The 18,928-nt window shown below is 38.1% G+C and carries 18 protein-coding genes and 1 pseudogene; 8 read left to right on the top strand and 11 right to left on the bottom strand.

Annotation, left to right across the window (positions count from 1 at the left end; translation table 11 throughout):
- Positions 1–50: 50 nt before the first annotated feature.
- The 7 genes from VB715_RS08520 to VB715_RS08490 all read right to left on the bottom strand — a co-directional run bounded on the left by VB715_RS08520 (position 51) and on the right by VB715_RS08490 (position 5,703).
- Positions 51–956: an alpha/beta fold hydrolase gene (locus VB715_RS08520; protein WP_323300770.1), complete on the bottom strand. Its 906-nt coding sequence runs from the start codon at positions 954–956 to the stop codon at positions 51–53.
- A 94-nt stretch (positions 957–1,050) separates the two neighbouring features.
- The gene (locus VB715_RS08515) at positions 1,051–1,260 is read right to left on the bottom strand and encodes a hypothetical protein (RefSeq protein ID WP_323300769.1); all 210 of its coding nucleotides are present in this window, start codon (positions 1,258–1,260) and stop codon (positions 1,051–1,053) included.
- 237 nt (positions 1,261–1,497) lie between these two features.
- A complete protein-coding gene (locus tag VB715_RS08510) occupies positions 1,498–2,688 on the bottom strand; it encodes a glycosyltransferase family 4 protein (RefSeq protein ID WP_323300768.1) in 1,191 nt (396 codons plus the stop codon).
- A 27-nt stretch (positions 2,689–2,715) separates the two neighbouring features.
- The gene (locus VB715_RS08505; protein ID WP_323300767.1) at positions 2,716–3,456 is read right to left on the bottom strand and encodes a 2-phosphosulfolactate phosphatase family protein; all 741 of its coding nucleotides are present in this window, start codon (positions 3,454–3,456) and stop codon (positions 2,716–2,718) included.
- A 139-nt stretch (positions 3,457–3,595) separates the two neighbouring features.
- A complete protein-coding gene (locus VB715_RS08500; protein ID WP_323300766.1) occupies positions 3,596–3,838 on the bottom strand; it encodes a NifU family protein in 243 nt (80 codons plus the stop codon).
- Positions 3,839–4,034: 196 nt separating this feature from the next.
- Positions 4,035–4,667 (bottom strand): ribonuclease D, encoded by a 633-nt coding sequence (locus VB715_RS08495; protein WP_323300765.1) that lies wholly within the window; start codon positions 4,665–4,667, stop codon positions 4,035–4,037.
- A gap of 4 nt (positions 4,668–4,671) precedes the next feature.
- Positions 4,672–5,703 carry a CAP domain-containing protein gene (locus VB715_RS08490; RefSeq protein ID WP_323300764.1) on the bottom strand — a complete coding sequence of 344 codons (1,032 nt, stop codon included), beginning with the start codon at positions 5,701–5,703 and terminating at the stop codon, positions 4,672–4,674.
- A 79-nt stretch (positions 5,704–5,782) separates the two neighbouring features.
- On the opposite strand from VB715_RS08490, the gene VB715_RS08485 reads away from it, so the two are divergent.
- Positions 5,783–6,400, top strand: coding sequence for a 7-carboxy-7-deazaguanine synthase QueE (locus VB715_RS08485; protein ID WP_323300901.1), 618 nt, complete (start codon positions 5,783–5,785; stop codon positions 6,398–6,400).
- 47 nt (positions 6,401–6,447) lie between these two features.
- Here VB715_RS08485 and VB715_RS08480 read toward each other — a convergent pair.
- Positions 6,448–7,691 (bottom strand): annotated as a pseudogene (locus VB715_RS08480) (ISL3 family transposase).
- A 146-nt stretch (positions 7,692–7,837) separates the two neighbouring features.
- On the opposite strand from VB715_RS08480, the gene VB715_RS08475 reads away from it, so the two are divergent.
- The gene (locus VB715_RS08475) at positions 7,838–8,044 is read left to right on the top strand and encodes a type ISP restriction/modification enzyme (protein WP_323300763.1); all 207 of its coding nucleotides are present in this window, start codon (positions 7,838–7,840) and stop codon (positions 8,042–8,044) included.
- A gap of 219 nt (positions 8,045–8,263) precedes the next feature.
- On the opposite strand, the gene priA is transcribed toward VB715_RS08475, so the two are convergent.
- Positions 8,264–10,762 carry a primosomal protein N' gene (priA, locus tag VB715_RS08470; RefSeq protein ID WP_323300762.1) on the bottom strand — a complete coding sequence of 833 codons (2,499 nt, stop codon included), beginning with the start codon at positions 10,760–10,762 and terminating at the stop codon, positions 8,264–8,266.
- A gap of 144 nt (positions 10,763–10,906) precedes the next feature.
- On the opposite strand from priA, the gene VB715_RS08465 reads away from it, so the two are divergent.
- From VB715_RS08465 to VB715_RS08440, 6 genes are all read left to right on the top strand, one after another.
- A complete protein-coding gene (locus VB715_RS08465) occupies positions 10,907–11,656 on the top strand; it encodes a Uma2 family endonuclease (protein ID WP_323300761.1) in 750 nt (249 codons plus the stop codon).
- A gap of 742 nt (positions 11,657–12,398) precedes the next feature.
- Positions 12,399–13,526, top strand: coding sequence for an RNA polymerase sigma factor, RpoD/SigA family (locus VB715_RS08460; RefSeq protein WP_323300760.1), 1,128 nt, complete (start codon positions 12,399–12,401; stop codon positions 13,524–13,526).
- A gap of 79 nt (positions 13,527–13,605) precedes the next feature.
- The gene (locus tag VB715_RS08455; protein WP_323300759.1) at positions 13,606–14,079 is read left to right on the top strand and encodes a GNAT family N-acetyltransferase; all 474 of its coding nucleotides are present in this window, start codon (positions 13,606–13,608) and stop codon (positions 14,077–14,079) included.
- A 189-nt stretch (positions 14,080–14,268) separates the two neighbouring features.
- The gene (menB, locus tag VB715_RS08450; protein ID WP_323300758.1) at positions 14,269–15,102 is read left to right on the top strand and encodes a 1,4-dihydroxy-2-naphthoyl-CoA synthase; all 834 of its coding nucleotides are present in this window, start codon (positions 14,269–14,271) and stop codon (positions 15,100–15,102) included.
- 402 nt (positions 15,103–15,504) lie between these two features.
- On the top strand, positions 15,505–16,242 hold the full coding sequence (locus tag VB715_RS08445) for a transposase family protein (RefSeq protein WP_323300757.1): 738 nt from the start codon (positions 15,505–15,507) through the stop codon (positions 16,240–16,242).
- 174 nt (positions 16,243–16,416) lie between these two features.
- Positions 16,417–16,959 carry a peroxiredoxin gene (locus VB715_RS08440; RefSeq protein ID WP_323300756.1) on the top strand — a complete coding sequence of 181 codons (543 nt, stop codon included), beginning with the start codon at positions 16,417–16,419 and terminating at the stop codon, positions 16,957–16,959.
- A 45-nt stretch (positions 16,960–17,004) separates the two neighbouring features.
- Here VB715_RS08440 and VB715_RS08435 read toward each other — a convergent pair whose 3' ends face one another.
- Positions 17,005–17,754, bottom strand: a complete 750-nt coding sequence (locus VB715_RS08435) for a HEPN domain-containing protein (RefSeq protein WP_323300755.1) — start codon at positions 17,752–17,754, stop codon at positions 17,005–17,007.
- Complete coding sequence (locus VB715_RS08430; RefSeq protein WP_323300754.1) at positions 17,738–18,799, bottom strand: ParA family protein; 1,062 nt, start codon at positions 18,797–18,799, stop codon at positions 17,738–17,740. The genes VB715_RS08435 and VB715_RS08430 overlap by 17 nt, the downstream gene beginning before the upstream one ends.
- Between the last annotated feature and the right edge of the window lie 129 nt (positions 18,800–18,928).

The raw sequence follows: 18,928 nt of genomic DNA, 5'->3' as shown, positions 1-18,928 counted from the left end.
CCCAACCAGACCAAAATAGCCAAAAGCTTTACGTTAAGACGAAATAAATATTATGAACCATGTCGTAAAATCCATTCTTGTAAAATCGGATTAACTAATTCTGGGGCTTCATCTTGCGGACAATGGCCCACTCCCTCTAAAGGAATAAATTGTTCAACATTTGGATAATTGGCCCATTCTCTTGCTAATTCAATGTTTTCCCAAGGATCTTCCGTTCCCCATAAGAAAATGGTAGGACAGGGCAAAATCGGTAATAAATCCTCTGGTAGTGGCCCTTGAGAATAGGCTATAAAGGCTAAAAACACCGCCACGGCCCCCTCATCTTGGGCTGGTTTGAGTAAAATATCAATCAACTCATCCGTGACAGCTTCTGAGCGATGATAAGCTTGTAAGAGAATCCTGCGAACGGTTCGGGGTTTGGCAATTTGTTGAAAAAAGAGCGAACCAATCCCCTGGTTGGCTAAAATTCTTTGAGCAAAAGCCGCTCCTACTCGACGATACCAGGATAAAGTCGCCTGTTTGCGTTCATGGAGTAATCTTAAGGAGCAATTAAGTACGGCAACCCCTAACACCCATTGAGGATAACTCACAGCAGCTTGCATCACCACCACACCACCGATAGAGTTACCCACCAAAAAAGCAGGACTTCCAGCCACTTCTTGACAAAAATCAGCCACCTGTTGTCCCCAGGTTTCAAAGGTATAGTCAATGTCTTGTTTGGGAGAGGGTTTAGCTGAACCCCCAAACCCAATTAAATCAAGGGCATAACAACGGCAATTTTGTCCCAAAAAGGGGATATTTTTCCGCCAATGTCGCCAAGAAGCCCCAAATCCATGTACGAGAACAACGGCCGGCCCCGTTTCGCCGTAGCTTTGATAGGCAATGGGAAACCCTCGCCACATCCAGGTTTTTTCATCCGTCAGGGACAGGGAATTGATTGAAGAAAATTGCACCATAGGACTTCGTTAACTGGGTTCAACTCTCTACATTGTGTAACATTTTCTCGATCTTGTGGGTGCAATCTTCTGCCGTCAGTAAATTCTCGATACCTTATTGAGATTGGGCGATTTCCCGAATTAGAAGGGTTCTAGAACTGAGATAAGCACTCATAACATACCAATCTTCAGCAGAGAGGTATTGCCGCGCCTGAAGCTTATGGAGTAATTGATTAACTAAGTCGGAGTCATTTAAACTCATGACAGTTTTATCGGAGCTTTCTTCGACAATAGACCAAAGTTGTCGGATTATTGCAGCATTCACGTCTGTTGTCCTCACATCAAATATCTCTCGTTGATTCCAGAGACTGAACGAATCTCTGATCAGACTTTCCTAGAAAATACTAAGCAATTTAAGAGTGATTTGACATCCCCTTGGCAGGAAATTTATTATAACTATAGAAAACTTGTTTTTTCCTCACGCAATTCTCAGATTTCCCTTAACTAAATCTCGCAAACTTTGATACGAAACTTAAACAATTACCGAAAAAGGTATCAAAAACTACTGCCATACTGTTTGCGATCGCTGCTGACCAACAACTTTATAAACCATTTCCGTCTGTTGGGCCAGTTTTAACCAATTAAAGCGATGGCCTAAATCTTCATAGGCATTCTCTACCAACCATTGACCATAACCTGGATTTCTCAAAATCTCTAAAATTCCCCAAGCTAAAGAGTCAGGGTTATTAACATAGGTGACAATACCTGTCGTTCCATGATGAACCACTTCTGGTAGTCCTCCTGTATTAGATACAACCACAGGCACTCGCGCGGCAAAACTTTCTAAGGCCACAATACCAAAAGGTTCGTATAAACTGGGAAAAACGGCACAATCGGCGATAGTTTGAAACTTATCTAAATCTTCGTCCGACATAAACCCCGTAAAACAACAGCGGTTTGAGATACCCAAATGCCAGGCTTCAACCTGTAAATGATGGGTATTACCCCCGCCAATAATCACTAATTTAGCATTACCCTGCATTTCCCAAAGCACTTTGGCCCCAGCTTGCAGGAGGATAGATACCCCTTTTTCGCGGGTCATACGACCAACATAATAGATAATTTTTTCATGATCGTGGGCAAAACGACGGCGAAAGGTTTGATAATCAAACTCAGGATCATGCCCTTTTTTTTCGGGACGGATGCCATTATAAACCACGTCCATTTTATCCCAAGGGGTATGAAAGGCCCGTTGCAGTTCATGACGCATATAATCACTACAAACAATGACCCGCCAGGAATTATAAATTAAGGTTCCTTCTTGGCTGGCAATGTAGCGTTGAGTATCGGTATGAATGCCATTATAACGACCATATTCTGTGGCGTGGATAGTCGAAACGAGGGGAATTTTAAAGAGATGTTTGAGAGCGATCGCCGCATCTCCCACTAACCAGTCATGGCCATGAATCAGATCAAAGTTCTTTTGTTCTTCGATTAACTGACCGCCATGATAGCCCATGCTATTGTTCATATTAGCTACCCAGGCGAAGAAATTATCTCCTCCCGCCACGGGAACCCGATAAACATGAACACCATCCACCACTTCATAAGCGGGGGCTTGGCCAAACTCAACGGTGATTAAATGAATTTCATGGCCTAAGTTAACTAATTCTGGGTATAATTCGCCAACATGACGGGCAATTCCCCCTACAATTCGCGGCGGAAATTCCCAAGTCAATACCAAAATTTTCATAACTTCCCTGTCCTCAGTGAATAGCTTTTAGGATGATTCAGAGAGTTTAACGAGAACCCCTGGGGATTTTTGGATAGGTAATACCGTTAAAATATCCCTTTGAGCGCAGTATTTTAAATCCTCGTTACAGTTTAAGCGTAATAACCGCTGACCATGACTACAGCGATGAAACATCTCTAGTAGATTATCATGCCATTGACTATAAAGGGCAATGGCAGCGATCACTTCATCATTGCCAACGCTAATGGCTTCAGCATCATTGTTAATTAATCCATAGGCGATCGCCCCCGCGCAGACGGTATCTTCTAAGGAATAGCCTCCTTCCCATCCAGATCCCACTAACCAGACGGTTTCGGGTTGAGTTTTCAGCAAATACTGAACCGCCGCTTGTCGGTTGATCATAGCTGCGGTGATCACCGTTGGGGCTTGTTCTACCCGTTGTAGGGCGCGAGTGCCGTTGGTAGTGGTCAGAAAGAGACGCTTATCCGTAACCCGTTCGGGGGTACAGTCTAGGGGAGAATTCCCTAATTCAAAGCCTTCTACCTTCGCGCCGCCTCTTTCTCCGGCTCTGAGGCGTTTGTGCGGTAGCCACTGTTCGCTAACCTGCATTAATTGGTCGATATCACTGAAGGTTTGCACAGCTTCAGCACCCGCATCTAAAACAGTGGCAATGGTAGTTGTTGCCCGCAAGACATCAATCACAACAGCGCAATCAGGTAAACTATCAGGGGGCGTTAGTTCAGGAGTATGGTAGACAAAGAGCTTCACGTTGGCACTCAGGGACGATTGATATATCAGGGGATGAGTTCTATCTTAATGGGCAATGGCCGCATCGCAAAGTCTTTTCTTTTTTAAGATAATTCTTAAGAAAATCCCCCGTTGAAACAACGAGGGGGTTTGCTCTATCTTAGAAAGCTTGTTCGACTTCTGAAATTTCAGGGATCATTTCTCTTAAACGCCGTTCAATGCCCATTTTTAGGGTCATGGTGGAGCTTGGACAAGTTCCACAAGCTCCCTGAAGCCGTAGTTTGACGATGGGGCCATCAATTTCGACGAGTTCGACATTGCCACCGTCTGCCATCAAGTAAGGACGCATTTCGTCTAATACTTGTTCAACGTTGTCTGGAGTTAAGGTCATTGCTTCTGTCATAATTTACCTCTGCTGCTCAGGGATGCAAGTTACTCTATGTTTATCCTAACCTGAAGTTTACAATTTGTAAGTGTAATGATTGTGAAGTCTGACCCTTAGTCTTTAATCATAAATCAATGGTATCTAATCAGAATTATTGATAGGGAATCATCAATGGCTATCACTGGCAAACCTTTGATGATTAACTGACACAGAATCAATGCTCGAAAATATCTTTATAATACATTAAATCTAAGGCGACAAATACCGGAATACAAGCAAAACATTGTTGGGTTAATTCCCATCTTTCTTCTCTTTGTAACATGGTAATTAATTGCTCTCGCAGTTGGATTAAATACCGCACATCATTGGCAGCATAACTTAATTGAGCATCGGATAAATTATTGGCATTCCCCCAATCAGAACTTTGAGAGCTTTTGTCTAATTCAACCCCTTGTAATTCCTGAACTAAGGATTTTAAGCCATGAGATCCTGTATAGGTTCTCGCTATTTTACTGGCAATCTTAGTACAAAATATTGGCTGAGTTTCTATGTTTAAATTATACTTGAATTGAGCGACATCGAAGCGGGCATAATGAAAAATCTTTACAATATTTTTGGCTTCCATTAATTGCTTTAAGTTAGGGGCTTCTGTTTGTCCTCGTGCAATACGAATGGCGGTAACAAACCCATTGGGGTCACATAACTGCACTAAACAGAGGCGATCTCTTTGGGGAACTAATCCCATGGTTTCTGTATCAACGGCAATGGCATCAGCTTCTAGATAACGGGCTAAGGTTTCAGCAGAAAGATCGTCATTACAGACTTGAAAATTGTTAGATTCTGTCATTAGTTTATCGTTGTAATAAAAATAACTGGGTGAAATAATATTCCCCATCGGCATTTTTAGCAATACCAACTCCGGTTAAATTAAAGTTTCCTTCCATATTTTTACGATGGCCAGGACTATCAATCCAACCTTTAACGGCGACGGATGCTAAATCAGGATATCCTTTAATATAAGCTAAATTCTCAGCAAAGGTTTGATAAGGAATGGTTTTCCCCACAGTTTTTGCCCGTCCATCAAATCCGTCATGACTAAAGGTTGCTGTTTTATTGGCCATATTTTGACTATGTTGTCTGGCCACATAACTAATTTCTGCATTCATTTGTAAGGGGGGTAAATTCTTAGACAAGCGATATTGATTGACTCGACGGTTAATTTCTGTTTCTAAAGCAATTAAAAATTGACTATCTTGACTGGACTTTTCTAAGACGAGATCTCGATTTTTCCAGGGTTCTAAGGGATCAGTAAAGGGGACGGAATCTGCTATAGAGGAGGGATTTTCTTGAATAAAAATTTGAGTAAAATAATATTTTCCTGCTGCATTTTGGGCGACTCCAATCCCGGTTTGATCATATTTTCCTAGAATATTTTGACGACTTTCAGGATTACTTAACCATTGTTTAATCGTTGCTTGCACTGGATTAGAATTATCTTGATGAATGGCTAAATTTTCAACACCTTTTTGATGGGGGGTACTAAAACTAATGATTTTTAGTCTCTCTTCTAGTCGCTCATGGCCGACAGGAATTAGGCCAGCGGCCATTCTTTCACTATGAATTCTAGCTTGTTGGGCAATTTGAGGGTTAAACTTTAATGGGGGTAAATCTTTCGAGAGACGATATTGATTAATTTCTCGATAGGCAATTTCTTCCATTCCCTCTAGAAAACTAGGATCGGTTAAACTAGATTGTGGGAGAGATTGGGGTGTTTGTGATCTGGGAATCGGCTCAAGGGGAATGGGTTCAATGGGTTGACATCCGATCAAGCTAATCATTACCAGGGGAAAGATCAGAAAAAACTGAGAAAAACTGTATTTCATGGGTGCATTAGAACCGCCAAATAGCTAAATTTTTGATAAGCGTTAATAATAGGTTATGGATAGTTTACCTTTAGTTGGGATGAAAGCGATCGCATCGACCACTCTTACTTACCCCATTGTAGAAACTTTTCACTCGATTCAAGGCGAAGGTACTTGGATGGGTGTAAGTGCCTTTTTTATTCGTTTGGCCGGATGTGATGTTTATTGTCCCTGGTGTGATCAAAAGGAGTCATGGACGAGTAAATTTTCTCCTCAGCAGTCTGTTAAGGTGTTAGGAGAAGCGGCAAAACGGGCCAACCCAACTATTGTTGTTATTACAGGGGGAGAACCCTTAATGCACGATTTATTGCCCTTAACTCAAAAGTTACGCAGTTTGGGTTTAAGGGTACATTTAGAAACTTCTGGGGCCCATGATTTTAGTGGACAGTTTGACTGGGTAACTTTTTCACCGAAACCGTTTAAAGTTCCCTGCGAAAGTGTTTATTCTCATGTCAATGAATTAAAGGTTGTTATTGCTAATCCAGAGGATTTAAACTGGGCTGAAGAACAGGCAAAAAAGGTTCATCCTGAAGCGATTAAATATTTACAACCGGAGTGGAATAGTCCTCAAAGTCAGCCTTTGATTTTTGATTATATCTTACATCATCCTGACTGGCGAATGAGTTTACAAATGCACAAGTTTTTAGGGGTAAGGTGATTAAGTTAAAAGTAATTATCTTCTATTCTAGAATAATTTAGGCTCTTCTAGACTGAGTATGATAAATTACTAACAAAAGCCCAATTTAATAAGACTCTTCTTCTAAAGTTGTCAAAGTTAGTTAGTCCATAAGCTCTCCTTTTAATTAACTTAATTTTTTGGTTGATACCTTCTACTACGCCCTGAGTTGTTCGATGATCAAAATAAGACAAAATTTCCGAGATCCATCTTTTGATCGTTTGACAACTTTTCGGAAAATACTTATAAGATGATTCTGTCCATTCTACCATTTTATCAAAAGCTTCATCCCTAGTTATTTGACTTTCAAATATATCTCTTAGTTTTTCCTTTTCCGCATACATCTTCATAAGTTCTGGGGTGTGTTTTCTCAATTCTTCTAACTTGTCTTTTTCTGCTTCACTCAGCTTTTTTTTTTCTTTAATAACGGGTATTTACTATGAGTTATTCCCTGCAATTTCTCCTGTCTTTCCTGGCGATTTTTTATTTTTTCTATTTGTCTTTTCTCTTTTTTTCTTCGGCTATCTAACTCTTCATTAATTTGTTTCATTACATGAAATCTATCGGCAACTACTTGTGCATTTGGAATGAGTTCTTCTACCACACTTTTATAGGGTTTCCACAAGTCTATGCTAACTTCTTCTATTTGATTTAATATATCCGAACCGAGACTTAGTAAGTATTCTTCGATAACTTCTTTATTTCTTTTCTCTAATAATGCGATGGGTTTTCTCTTTTCTAAATCGACCAAGACTGCTGCATAATTTTTTCCTCCTTTTAAATGGGTTATCTCATCAATTCCTAGCTTTTTAAAATCGGTCGGTTTTTCTTTCAATAAATCTTCCTCTAATTCTTTGAGTATTGTGTCTATTTCTGTGGCTGTCATTCTATTTCTTTTTGCGGTATTTAAAACATCTGTATCTAAGACTTCCTGCACTACTTTTTTAGCTAATCTCTTGGTATAAGTTCTTCTTTTTTTAACAAAACTTAATTCTTCTGAAAAAACTTTTCGACAACTTTTACATCTAAACTGACGACGATTAACTAAGAGAAAAACATCATAACTACTACAAGGAATATCTCTCACTCTATATCGATGAGATTGATGAACTTTATTTGTGGTTTTTTGACAATGTGGGCAAGTTGCTAAAGTTTGTTTATTTTCTAATTCAATGACTAATTCATTTTCGGTGATAAAATGATAGTTAGTTGCTTTAAAACCTTCAAAATTAATGATGGTCGTGATAAAATAAAGTGCAGGATTAGATGGCATTTTATTAAAAATTAATTTTTGTAGATTGAAATTAAGTTATTTAATACCATAAAAAACACCCATTAGTCAAGATTAGGTAAAGACTATGAGACAATTTAAGTTTTAATGTTTCTTTTATCAATGACCTTTTTTATTATTAAATTATCATGGCTAGTCTAGAAGAGCCCGTTTGGCAATTTAAAATAGGAGGATATCAAGTCTTAGATAAGTGGTTAAAAGACCGTAAAAAAGATAACCGTAAACTCTCCCAAGATGAAATTATTCACTATCAAAAAATTGTGGTTGCTTTAAAAGATACCATCGAATTAATGGAAGAAATCGATACAATAATTCCAAGTTTTCCGATAGAATAAGAGAGATGGTTTAAATGTAACACAAGCATACTGTTACAAGCTCAGTACAAGTCTTGCTTGTAACAGTTTAGAAGACTGTGTTACTGTAGTATTATTGTTTACGTCTTATACCAAATCCGCTTTAAAAAGTAGAGTTATTAAAACCAACAAAACCTAGTAGAGACGTTGCAGGCAACGTCTCTACGTTGATCTATTTTGATAACCGGATTTAGTATTACTTTAATCAATGCGTAACGGGTCAATATCTAAACTTAAACTAACGGACTGGGGACATAATTGATGTAGCTGTTTCATATTAGGAATAATTACCTCACTATCAGATTCAAACTTTAATAAAATATGCCACCGATAACGTCTTGCCACTCTCATTATAGTAGCAGGAGCAGGCCCCAAAATCTCACAACCAGGACTAATATTTTCTACAAAAAACTCTCCTAAAACTTCTGCTGTTTGCTGCACTTCTATGCTATCCAAACCACTTAATTTAATTAAAATCAACCTTCCATAAGGGGGAAAATTCAACTCCTCCCGTCTTGGTAATTCTTCCTCAATAAACCGTTGATAATCATGGTTTTTTACTGCTTGAATAACTGAATTTTCGGGGGTATAGGTTTGAATAATAACTTGTCCTGGTTCATTACCTCTTCCCGCTCTTCCTGCAACCTGTGTTAAGGTTTGAAAAGCTCGCTCAGCGGCCCGATAATCAGATAAGTGTAATAACCCATCAGCAGAGACTACTCCGACTAAGGTAACTTGTTCTAAATCTAACCCTTTGGTCAGCATTTGTGTCCCTATCAAAATATCCGCTTCACCCCGCGAAAATTGGGTCAATAAGCGACGATGGGAACCTTTAGTGCTAGTGGTATCACTATCAAATCTTAAGGGGCGTAAATCGGGAAATTCTCTCATTAATTCTTGGGTAACTTTTTGAGTTCCACTGCCAAAAAATTTCAGATAAGGAGAACTACATTCAGGACATTTTGGGGGTTGAAGTTGAGTATGATTACAATAATGACAGCGTAATAATTCGGTCGCACCTTCATGGGTATAATGATAGGATAAAGAGACATCACAATGGGGACATTCCATCACATAACCACAGCTACGACAAGAGACAAAAGTGCTGTGTCCCCGACGATTAATAAATAAGATTCCTTGTTGTTTTCGTTGTTTTAAATTGCTGAGTGCTTCTTGTAAAGAACGACTAAAAATAGAACGGTTTCCCTGTTTTAATTCCTGCCTCATATCGACAATTTCTACAGGGGGTAAAGGACGGGATTGAATTCTTTCAGGTAAGGATAAATAATGATAGTTATGCTTAGAAGATGGTTGAGGATTTTTAATAGAAATCCAAGTTTCTAATGATGGCGTTGCTGAGCCTAAAATTACGGGACAATTCTCTAATTCTCCGCGCCATTGAGCGACATTTCTTGCATGATAAGTCGGGGAAATTTGGGTTTGTTTAAAACTAGAATCATGTTCCTCATCTAAGATAATTAATCCTAACTTGGGTAAGGGGGCAAAAACGGCTGATCTCGTACCAATAATAACTTGAGGTTCTCCTGTTAACATTTGTCGCCAAGTATCGTATCTTTCTCCATCCGATAAAGCACTATGATAGACACAAACTTTATTCCCAAATCTTGCCCGAAAACGATCTGTTAATTGAGGAGTTAAGCCAATTTCAGGAACTAAGACTAAAGCGGATTTTCCCTGTTCTAATAAAGGAGCGATCACTTGTAAATAAACTTCTGTTTTTCCTGAACCTGTGACCCCATGTAAGAGAATTTTAGCGTAATTATTTAAAGTATTAATAATATTTAATGCTTGAGTTTGAGCCGTTGTTAAACCTTTAGCTTGATCCCGTTTTTCATCAGGATGCTGTAATAATCTTAAGCGTTCTCTATATTCGATAATTACATATTCTTTGTCGGCCAATGCTTGCACAACAGAAGAACTAGAATGAGATAATTTTAATAAATCATTTAACCATAATTCTCCCCCTTCATGACGCAATACCTGTAATACTTCTAACTGTCTAGGCGTTAAATCTATCGGAAAATTATCAACCAATAAAGTCACCGCTTTTTGTTGTTTGATTTTAGTGGTTTTGGGAGTTTCTAGATAACTTTCAATCCATCCGCGCTTACTGAGTTCTCGAATTCCTCGACTCGCACCTCTAATTTGACGCTGTAAATATTTAACACTATAGTCTCCCTCTTTTTGGGACTGTAATAAACTCAAAATTCTCCCAGCAACGGGACTACAAAAATTTTCAGCCCCAGGAGGAATACTGTCTATTTTTAGTCTAATCCGACGCTGAGATTTACCTAATAATCCTGGGGGTAATGCCCCTTTAATTACCGTGATTAATTCAGTACAATAATATTGAGAAACTTGATTTAATAATTGCCAATAAGTGCGAGGAAAAAACCCTGATGTAATCACATCATCAACTTCTTTAATTTGGCCAGAATCAAGATCATCAGGTAAAAAATCAACCTTTCTAATAGCAATACCCCCAATAATTTGTGTCCCAAAAGGAACACTAACAATATCTCCTGGTTGTACCGTAAGATTCAGGGGTATTTTATAAGTATATAATCCTTGTACCCCCGGACAATCGACTAAAACCTCAATCCATTGGGGGGATAGTGTGTTGAGTTGATAGAAAGATCTTGGTTCAGCCACAACGAAGCTTTTAGGTGTAACAGACATATTTTTTCCGACTTTTAGGACAATCAATCACTTATTAGTTATCTTAATAGATCATTGTTAAAAATTCACGGTCATTTATAAAAATACAATAAATGAAATAGTAGAATATAAAATAGTTAGTGTGCGATAATTTCTGACTGCATCATGACTCAAACTCCTATTTCTTTAGACATTCCCCCGGCCTTTCCTGATCATACTCAATTACCAGAGTCCGATGGTACTTTTGTGAAAAACTTTCAAGAACATCCTCAAAGCATCTTATTAACTGACTCTTTGGGTTCCCTCCTTCAACAACTTCATCCTGATGGTAATTATACGATAGGACAAGACTGCGGGATTTATTGGCGAGAAACAGAACCTCCCGAACAAGGTGCGATCACCCCAGATTGGTTTTATGTACCGAACGTTCCGTCACTTTTAGACGGTCAAATTCGTCGTTCTTATGTGTTGTGGCGAGAATTTATGGCCCCATTAATTGCCTTAGAATTTGCCAGTGGTGATGGAAAAGAAGAACGAGATCAAACCCCTTTATCTATCTCTAATAGCGGAGAAATTACCAAACCTGGTAAATTTTGGGTTTATGAAAGAATCATTCGTATTCCTTACTACGGAATTTATGAAATTAAAACTCATAAACTAGAAGTTTATCACCTCCAAGATTTTTCTTATCACCCCATAAAACCCAATGAAAGAGGTCATTTTTCCCTATCAATTTTAGGTATAGAATTAGGCTTATGGCAAGGAAATTATCAAAATCAATTATGGTTACGTTGGTGGGATAACCAAGGCAACTTATTATTAATTGGTGATGAACGGGCAGAACAAGAACGCCAACGCGCAGAGGTTCTAGAAGCTAAATTAAAAGAATATCAAGCGCGTTTTGGTGATTTATAATTACTTCCTGATCTGGGTGAATTTATTCAACATATGGGTTGGGATCATGAAGTTGTGTCAAAAACCTGTCCCTAGAAGACTCCTCACAATTTCTGCAAAACTTTTCCTGCCACAACCCCACTACTGTTAAAAAACTGTTAAGAACTATGACCCCTCCCTACACAAATCCGAAGGAAATCAGTTAAAGTATAAGCGTATACGAAAATTATTTTTATTTTCGATTTTCCCTTAACTTGTCTGAGATTATTTTGTAATAAAACTTTATCCCGATCAGGATGAAAAATTCCCCCCAAATCAGATAAGTTATTTAAGACAAGAGAAACAAACCGCAGTGTGGAGGAGACAACGAAATGTTAAAGAATTTCTATAGTTTGCTGCAATATATTCCCGTATTTCTTTATCAATTTGTCTTTTTGTAATTAGATAGACAAAAACTCAAAATAGTTCTGGTAGCCTGATAAGCAATCAGTCTTCTAAATTAGCGATTGGTTAAGGCTGGAGGCGATAGTCTCAAAACTCGATCACCCAAATAAGTTTGGTTCTTTGCTGAATCTCCCTTTTGGTTCTTTTTCAGCTTATGGGTCATCAAAAAAAGCTAAACAAATTATTAAGGCAATCTTAAAATCTTAGCTAACTTTACACCCAAACAAGCAACGACTTCACAACATATTGGACTTCGTCTCCCCGCTTATTGTTCCCCAAATTAAATTTGCCCCGTTTTACTCCTCAAAATTATCAGCTTATGAACAGGACACAGATGACATCAACGGACTCCTTAACTGACCAATTTAACCCAACGGAAATCGAAGCGGCAGAACTCGAACAAACGGAAAAAGATCTTCAGGCCGTAGCAGTCGAATTTTCTAGTTTATCGGATGAATTAGGGAATCAATATCCGGCGGGATATCGCAAAACCGTCTCTGATGACACCGTTGGGGCGTTTTTCAAAGAAATGGCTCGTTATCCCCTCTTAAGCGGAGAAGAAGAGATCGAATTAGCTTATAGTGTCCAATTTTTAGCTGAAGCTGAGGGAAAACGCCAAAATCTCCAGGAAGAATTACAACGCCCCCCCAGCAAAGCAGAATGGGCCAAGGCCATGGATTTTGAGAACCAACGGCAATTTGAAAATCGACTGTATCGAGGACGTACCGCTAAACGGAAGATGATTCGCTCGAATTTGCGCCTAGTCGTTTCCATTGCCAAACGTTATCTTAATCGTGGTGTGCCTTTCTTAGATTTAATTCAAGAAGGAGCAATTGGCCTCAACCGCGCTGCTGAAAAATTCGATCCCAACAAAGGTTATAAATTCTCCACTTACGCTTATTGGTGGATTCGTCAGGCGATCACCCGTACCATTGCCAATGATGCGCGAACCATTCGTCTGCCCATTCACATTGTAGAAAAACTCAACAAACTGAAAAAAGCGCAACGAGTTTTAAAGCAACAATTACAGCGTAACCCCAGTGAAAAGGAACTGGCCGACGAATTAGAAGTGACTCCACCCCAACTGCGTCAATTATTGCAACTGCGGCGACAGTCTTTATCCTTAAATCATCGCGTTGGTAAAGGAGAGGACACCGAATTAGTTGATTTACTCGAAGATCAAGAGTTACAACTCCCCGAAGAACGCATGAATGAGGGAATGTTACGCAATGAAATTTCCGCCGTCTTGAGTGATGTTCTCACAGAACGGGAAAAAGATGTGATTTCTTTGCGTTATGGGTTATGTACCTCTCAACCCCACACCTTAGAAGAAGTTGGCGGAATGTTCAACCTCTCACGGGAACGGGTTCGTCAAATTCAAAGTAAGGCCATGCGGAAGTTACGTCGTCCCCAAGTTGCTCGTCGTCTGAAAGGATGGCTTAATTGAAGTCAGAAGTCGAAAGTCAGAAGTCAGAAGTTTACAATTTTGATTTCTGTCTTTTGGCTCAATCCTATCTTTGTTCACTGTGGAAAATCTCATCATTCGTCCTGCAAACCCTGCTGATGTTTCCGATATTTTCAGCCTAATTCAAGCGTTAGCTGACTATGAAAAACTCTCCCATCAGGTAACAGGAACCCCTGAAGCCTTAGAAAAGCATCTTTTTGGTGAAAAACCTTATGCAGAGGCGATCATCGCTCAATGGGAAGGAAATACCGTGGGGTTTGCCCTATTTTTCAGCAATTATTCAACTTTTCTGACCAAACCTGGTTTATATTTGGAAGATATTTTTGTTTTACCGCCTTATCGTCGTCGCGGTATTGGGAAAGCCCTTTTAACTTATGTGGCACAATTAGCAGTAGAACGAGATGCCGGGCGACTAGAATGGAGTGTTTTGGATTGGAATGATCCCGCTATCCGATTTTATCAAAGCCTTGGAGCAGATGTCTTACCTGACTGGCGAATCTGTCGGGTTACAGGGGATAACTTATCGAAACTATAGCTCTACGGATTAAGGTTAGGACATTCATCAAAGCTGAAACCTTCTGATGTAGGGGTCAACGGCCGTTGACCCCTACCATAACTCTTGGCGTACTGCTATCGGTTTAGGGCTTAGGGGTTAAGGAAAATTTATTTTGCCTGACGACCTGTCAGGGTAAGATAGAAAGTTGACATTATTTCGCCCTAACTGATGGAAATTGCCTGGCAAAATGCCAAAACCTACGAAGATATCCTATATCATAAATTAGGTGGCATAGCTAAAATCACGATTAACCGTCCCCACAAACGCAATGCTTTTCGCCCCAAAACCGTCTTTGAACTTTATGACGCATTTTGTGATGCCCGTGAAGATAGTAGAATTGGGGTAGTTTTATTAACGGGGGCCGGCCCGCATACCGATGGAAAATATGCCTTTTGTTCCGGGGGCGATCAAAGTGTGAGGGGACAGGCAGGTTATATTGATGATGCAGGGGTTCCCCGTTTAAATGTCCTTGACTTACAACGTCTCATTCGTTCAATGCCTAAAGTGGTGATTGCTTTAGTTGCAGGTTATGCTATTGGTGGAGGTCATGTACTACATTTGATCTGTGATCTGACCATCGCTGCGGATAACGCTATTTTTGGGCAAACAGGGCCGAAAGTGGGCAGTTTTGATGGGGGGTTTGGGGCAAGTTATTTGGCCCGTATTGTGGGGCAGAAAAAAGCGAGAGAAATTTGGTTCCTCTGTCGTCAGTATGACGCGCAACAAGCTTTAGATATGGGGTTAGTTAATTGTGTGGTTCCTGTTGAACAGTTGGAAGCAGAAGGGGTTCAATGGGCCAGTGAAATTTTAGAAAAGAGTCCTATTGCGATTCGTTGTCTCAAAGCTGCCTTTAATGCTGACTGTGACGGACAGGCCGGGTTACAGGAATTAGCTGGCAATGCAACCTTACTTTATTATATGACGGAAGAAGGAGCAGAGGGAAAACAGGCGTTTTTAGAGAAACGTCCCCCTAATTTTCGTCAATATCCTTGGTTGCCTTAAGTTTAGGGTGTTATGGAATTATTGACCGAAAAATCAGGGGTTCAAGCCCCGCTAGACCTTCTCCACAAGCTTTATAGAGTTAAGTTTTGAGTAATCACCCTTGGAATATTAACTACTTTTTTACTTTTTTTCTTTATGCTGGAAAGCGATCAGATAAAGACAACTAAAGAGTTGTTGAAGTTACCTTTTTTATCTAACTAAATATTTTTACATATATCAAGCTATTTTTTTAAATACCCTTAATATAAATAAATTATTCATTCAAATCCCATTATTCTTTAGTGTTTAATCTTCAATACTGGCAGTAAATTCGTAAAATTTACACAAAGAAAACTCCCCTCAAATATCATTTTAAAACTCTTATGCTAAACTATTAGTAACTGTCCCCAAAAATCCAGAAAAATGAAACGTGAACTTACTAAAATCCTGGGATTTCCAGGGGTAATTGTTACGGCGAAAGAAACCATTGACAACACCTTTATTTTGGATGTCGAAGTAGAATGTCAAACCGTTATCTGTCCGACCTGTAATCAACTTAGTGATCGACTGCATCAAAATCATTGGTATTTAGTGAGAGATATTAATTGGGGAGAAAAGGAAATTATACTGCGGGTTAATCGCCGACAATTTAAGTGTAATTGTTGTGCAAAACCCTTTAGTGAAGAATTAGACTTTGTCGGAAAGAAGAAAAAATATACTCACAGATATGCCCGATTTATTGCAGAACAGCTTTTTAATAATGATCTGGGAAATGTGGCAAAAAGAAACAATTTAACTCAATATGATGTAAAATCAATGGTTACTCAGATTACTAATGAAACATTTTTTCTTGATATAAAAAATTTGAAAAGATTAGAAATTGATGAAATTAATATAATTAAAGGGCAGGAAATATTTAAAACTGTTTTTATTGATTTAGATACAGGCAAATTAGTAGGAGTAAGCCAAGAAACAAGAAAAAAAATTCTAGAAAAAATCTTTAATGCTTGGGGAAATGATATTTTAGAACAAATAGAAGAAATTAGAATGAATTTGTCTAAAACCTATCAGACCATTATCGAAAACTTTTTCCCAAAAGCGATAATTGTTGTTAATCAGTTCAATGGCGATAATTTATCAAAGTCAGATCAAAAATCTTAGTACAAGAACCCAGTTAGGGAGTCAGATCTGCGAAGGAGTCCTATTGCTATTAGTTATCTCAAAGCTGCCTTCTGACTTCTTTAATGCTGACTGTGGGAAAAAACCCGGAAAGTTTAGGTTGGAGAAATAACTGTAAACTTATATTAAGTAGATCTTCAATCATCATTAGTCATTATGTCTCGTCGTACTGTTTTGAGTGTCATTTTAGCGATCGCATTGACAATTTTTGGGGTTCATTCGCCTGTTTTAGCGTTAGGAGGGCCACAACTTCCGATTAATGAACCTGTCCCTGATTTTACCTTACCAACAAATACAGGAGATGGGGAGATTTCCTTATCAGATTATCGAGGTCAATGGGTGGTATTGTATTTTTATCCCCAAGATTTTACCCCTGGTTGTACCTTAGAAGCGCGTCGTTTTCAACAAGATTTACCGAAATATCAAGCACAAAATACCCAAATTTTAGGGGTTAGTGTCGATGATGTTGACTCTCATCGAGAGTTTTGTGATGCGGAGGGTTTAAAGTTTCCTTTGTTAGCAGATACAACGGGAAAAGTTAGTAAACTTTATGGCTCTTTTTTGACTGGAATGTCTTTACGTCATACCTATTTAATTGATCCCAATGGTATCTTAAGGGAACGATTTTTAGGGGTAAGGCCAGCTATTCATAGTGCTGAAGTTTTAGCCCGCATTGATGAATTAAAAGATGCAGTTTGATTAATATGTAGAGGCGTTTCATTAAACGTCTCTAGTTCAATAATTTTATAAAACTTGATGAATTCTTTCAACAATTTGTTCAATAAAGTTAACAGCATCATTGACTAAGAATTCATTAATCGGCCAACGGTTGCCTAAGTTATAAGTAGGATCAATATCAGCTTCATGAGCAATTTTATTCCTACGATCAACTATGAAAGTTAGCTGTTGTTTAATATATTGTGCATCTTTGTTCATGCTAGTAGCAACTTCCTCCCATAATTTCTTATCCGAAATTAATTTAATGGCCTCAGCAATTTTATCAGGTTGCTGAAAGCTTTTATATCCGAGATTTTCTCGAATTTCATCTTCTAACCAAGCAGTATTATTGAGTCTGTTCAAAATACTGTTAGATATAATAGGAAGTAAATCAGAAACTAAATAAGATTTCTCTAAAAATTGATATCCTTCTTTTTCTTGAATTTCATTTTCTAACCAAGAAGAAATATCTGAGGCTATTTGTCTCTCTTGACGCGCTCCTCCTAATGAAATGTTAAACCGAGAAAAGGCTGATTTAGATGAATTACGAGACGGGTTAGGTTCAGAACGTTGTCCTCGATAAATTTCTAACATTCCTAATGTTACTACTTCATGAATATAATAATCTAAGGCACTAACAGATAACACTAAAGCTGCTCTTAATATATCTGATAAATCCAGCGCAGCAGTAGATTGAGCTTTAACAGAATTATGCAAAGCAATGAGATCTCTAACTCGTTCTATACTAACTCTAAATTGATCAATTGCTGACTGCATAAGCTGAAGTTAATTTAATTATTCTATCTGCTAAATCTGAAAAAGTTTGTCTAAATTCTTTTTGCTTTTCTTGACTTTTTTGCAAAACTACTCCCGTTTGTCCTAACTGTTCAGAAGTTAAATCATAAATTGGAGTTCGATGCTCTTGAGATAAAGCAATTAAACTATTGAAATTTGCGATTTTTGTTAGACAATAACTGTCATTTATTCCTTGCTCTTTATAAACTACATAAGGAAACATCATATTGTGATGCTGCAAAACAGGAACTAATTTAGTAGAAACATCCTCTTGAATTTTGTTTATCCACTTTTCAAAAGCGGCTGTTTCTTTACCACGAATAATGCGAAAATTTTGAACAATAATACCTAGAAACTTTAACCTTACATCAGGAAATGGATAATTTGCTTCTTTTAATATTGGTAATGAACTTGCCATCTTAGCCCAGTTATACCATTTTGGTAGAACCTTAGACAAAGAATCAATTGCCATTAAAGAAAAGAAGTCAGCAGTAGTAGGAACAATAAAAAAATCACTGGTCATTAATAAATTTTGATTAATCGCTCCTAGACTGGGACTCATATCAATTAACATATAGTCAGCCTTAAATTTAGTAGCTGTTTTATTTAATAAATCAGTAATAGCACCTGGTAAATTTTTAAGAGCTTGAATAGAACCCGTTAACTCTTGAGCAATACCTAATGTTACTTCATATTCAGCAAATCCCACATGACCAGGTAATAAAAATAATCCTTCTTTATCCCCTATGGTAATACAATCTACTGCTTCAATTGCTCTTGGTTGAGACTCAAAAGCAGGTGCTAAACCTGTCTTAATATTTGATCTTGTATGATAAATTTCTTCAATTCTATCTTCATCTTCCTCAGTTGCTTCTCCTAAAGCCATTCCTGTTAAATTACATTGAGGATCAGTATCTACTAAAATGACTTTATATCCTTTAGAAGCAAGCATCCAACCTAAATTAAACGTTGTGGTTGTTTTGCTCACACCACCTTTATGATTAAATAGAGCAATTTTTTTGACCATTTTACTATGCCTTCTTAATTATTGAATCTGATTATTACTAACTATCTGTTAGCCAATCATTTTGATTGTACTTTATCTTAAGATGTAGTAATTTAACTTTTAACTTCTCATTTTGCGCTATCCTAAAAG

The sequence above is a fragment of the Crocosphaera sp. UHCC 0190 genome, assembly GCF_034932065.1.
GTDB lineage: Bacteria > Cyanobacteriota > Cyanobacteriia > Cyanobacteriales > Microcystaceae > UHCC-0190.
The sequence above is the reverse complement of the archived record's forward strand: the minus strand, read 5'-3'. Positions and strand labels throughout refer to the sequence as shown.

Coding starts and splice junctions, on each gene's coding strand:
- VB715_RS08440 (WP_323300756.1), top strand. CDS start 16,417: ATGTCTCGTCGTACTGTTTTGAGTGTCATTTTAGCGATCGCATTGACA.
- VB715_RS08475 (WP_323300763.1), top strand. CDS start 7,838: ATGGCTAGTCTAGAAGAGCCCGTTTGGCAATTTAAAATAGGAGGATAT.
- VB715_RS08510 (WP_323300768.1), bottom strand. CDS start 2,688: ATGAAAATTTTGGTATTGACTTGGGAATTTCCGCCGCGAATTGTAGGG.
- VB715_RS08435 (WP_323300755.1), bottom strand. CDS start 17,754: ATGCAGTCAGCAATTGATCAATTTAGAGTTAGTATAGAACGAGTTAGA.
- VB715_RS08520 (WP_323300770.1), bottom strand. CDS start 956: ATGGTGCAATTTTCTTCAATCAATTCCCTGTCCCTGACGGATGAAAAA.
- VB715_RS08460 (WP_323300760.1), top strand. CDS start 12,399: ATGAACAGGACACAGATGACATCAACGGACTCCTTAACTGACCAATTT.
- VB715_RS08485 (WP_323300901.1), top strand. CDS start 5,783: ATGAAAGCGATCGCATCGACCACTCTTACTTACCCCATTGTAGAAACT.
- VB715_RS08430 (WP_323300754.1), bottom strand. CDS start 18,799: ATGGTCAAAAAAATTGCTCTATTTAATCATAAAGGTGGTGTGAGCAAA.
- VB715_RS08495 (WP_323300765.1), bottom strand. CDS start 4,667: ATGACAGAATCTAACAATTTTCAAGTCTGTAATGACGATCTTTCTGCT.
- VB715_RS08500 (WP_323300766.1), bottom strand. CDS start 3,838: ATGACAGAAGCAATGACCTTAACTCCAGACAACGTTGAACAAGTATTA.
- menB (WP_323300758.1), top strand. CDS start 14,269: ATGGAAATTGCCTGGCAAAATGCCAAAACCTACGAAGATATCCTATAT.
- VB715_RS08490 (WP_323300764.1), bottom strand. CDS start 5,703: ATGAAATACAGTTTTTCTCAGTTTTTTCTGATCTTTCCCCTGGTAATG.
- VB715_RS08445 (WP_323300757.1), top strand. CDS start 15,505: ATGAAACGTGAACTTACTAAAATCCTGGGATTTCCAGGGGTAATTGTT.
- VB715_RS08465 (WP_323300761.1), top strand. CDS start 10,907: ATGACTCAAACTCCTATTTCTTTAGACATTCCCCCGGCCTTTCCTGAT.
- priA (WP_323300762.1), bottom strand. CDS start 10,762: ATGTCTGTTACACCTAAAAGCTTCGTTGTGGCTGAACCAAGATCTTTC.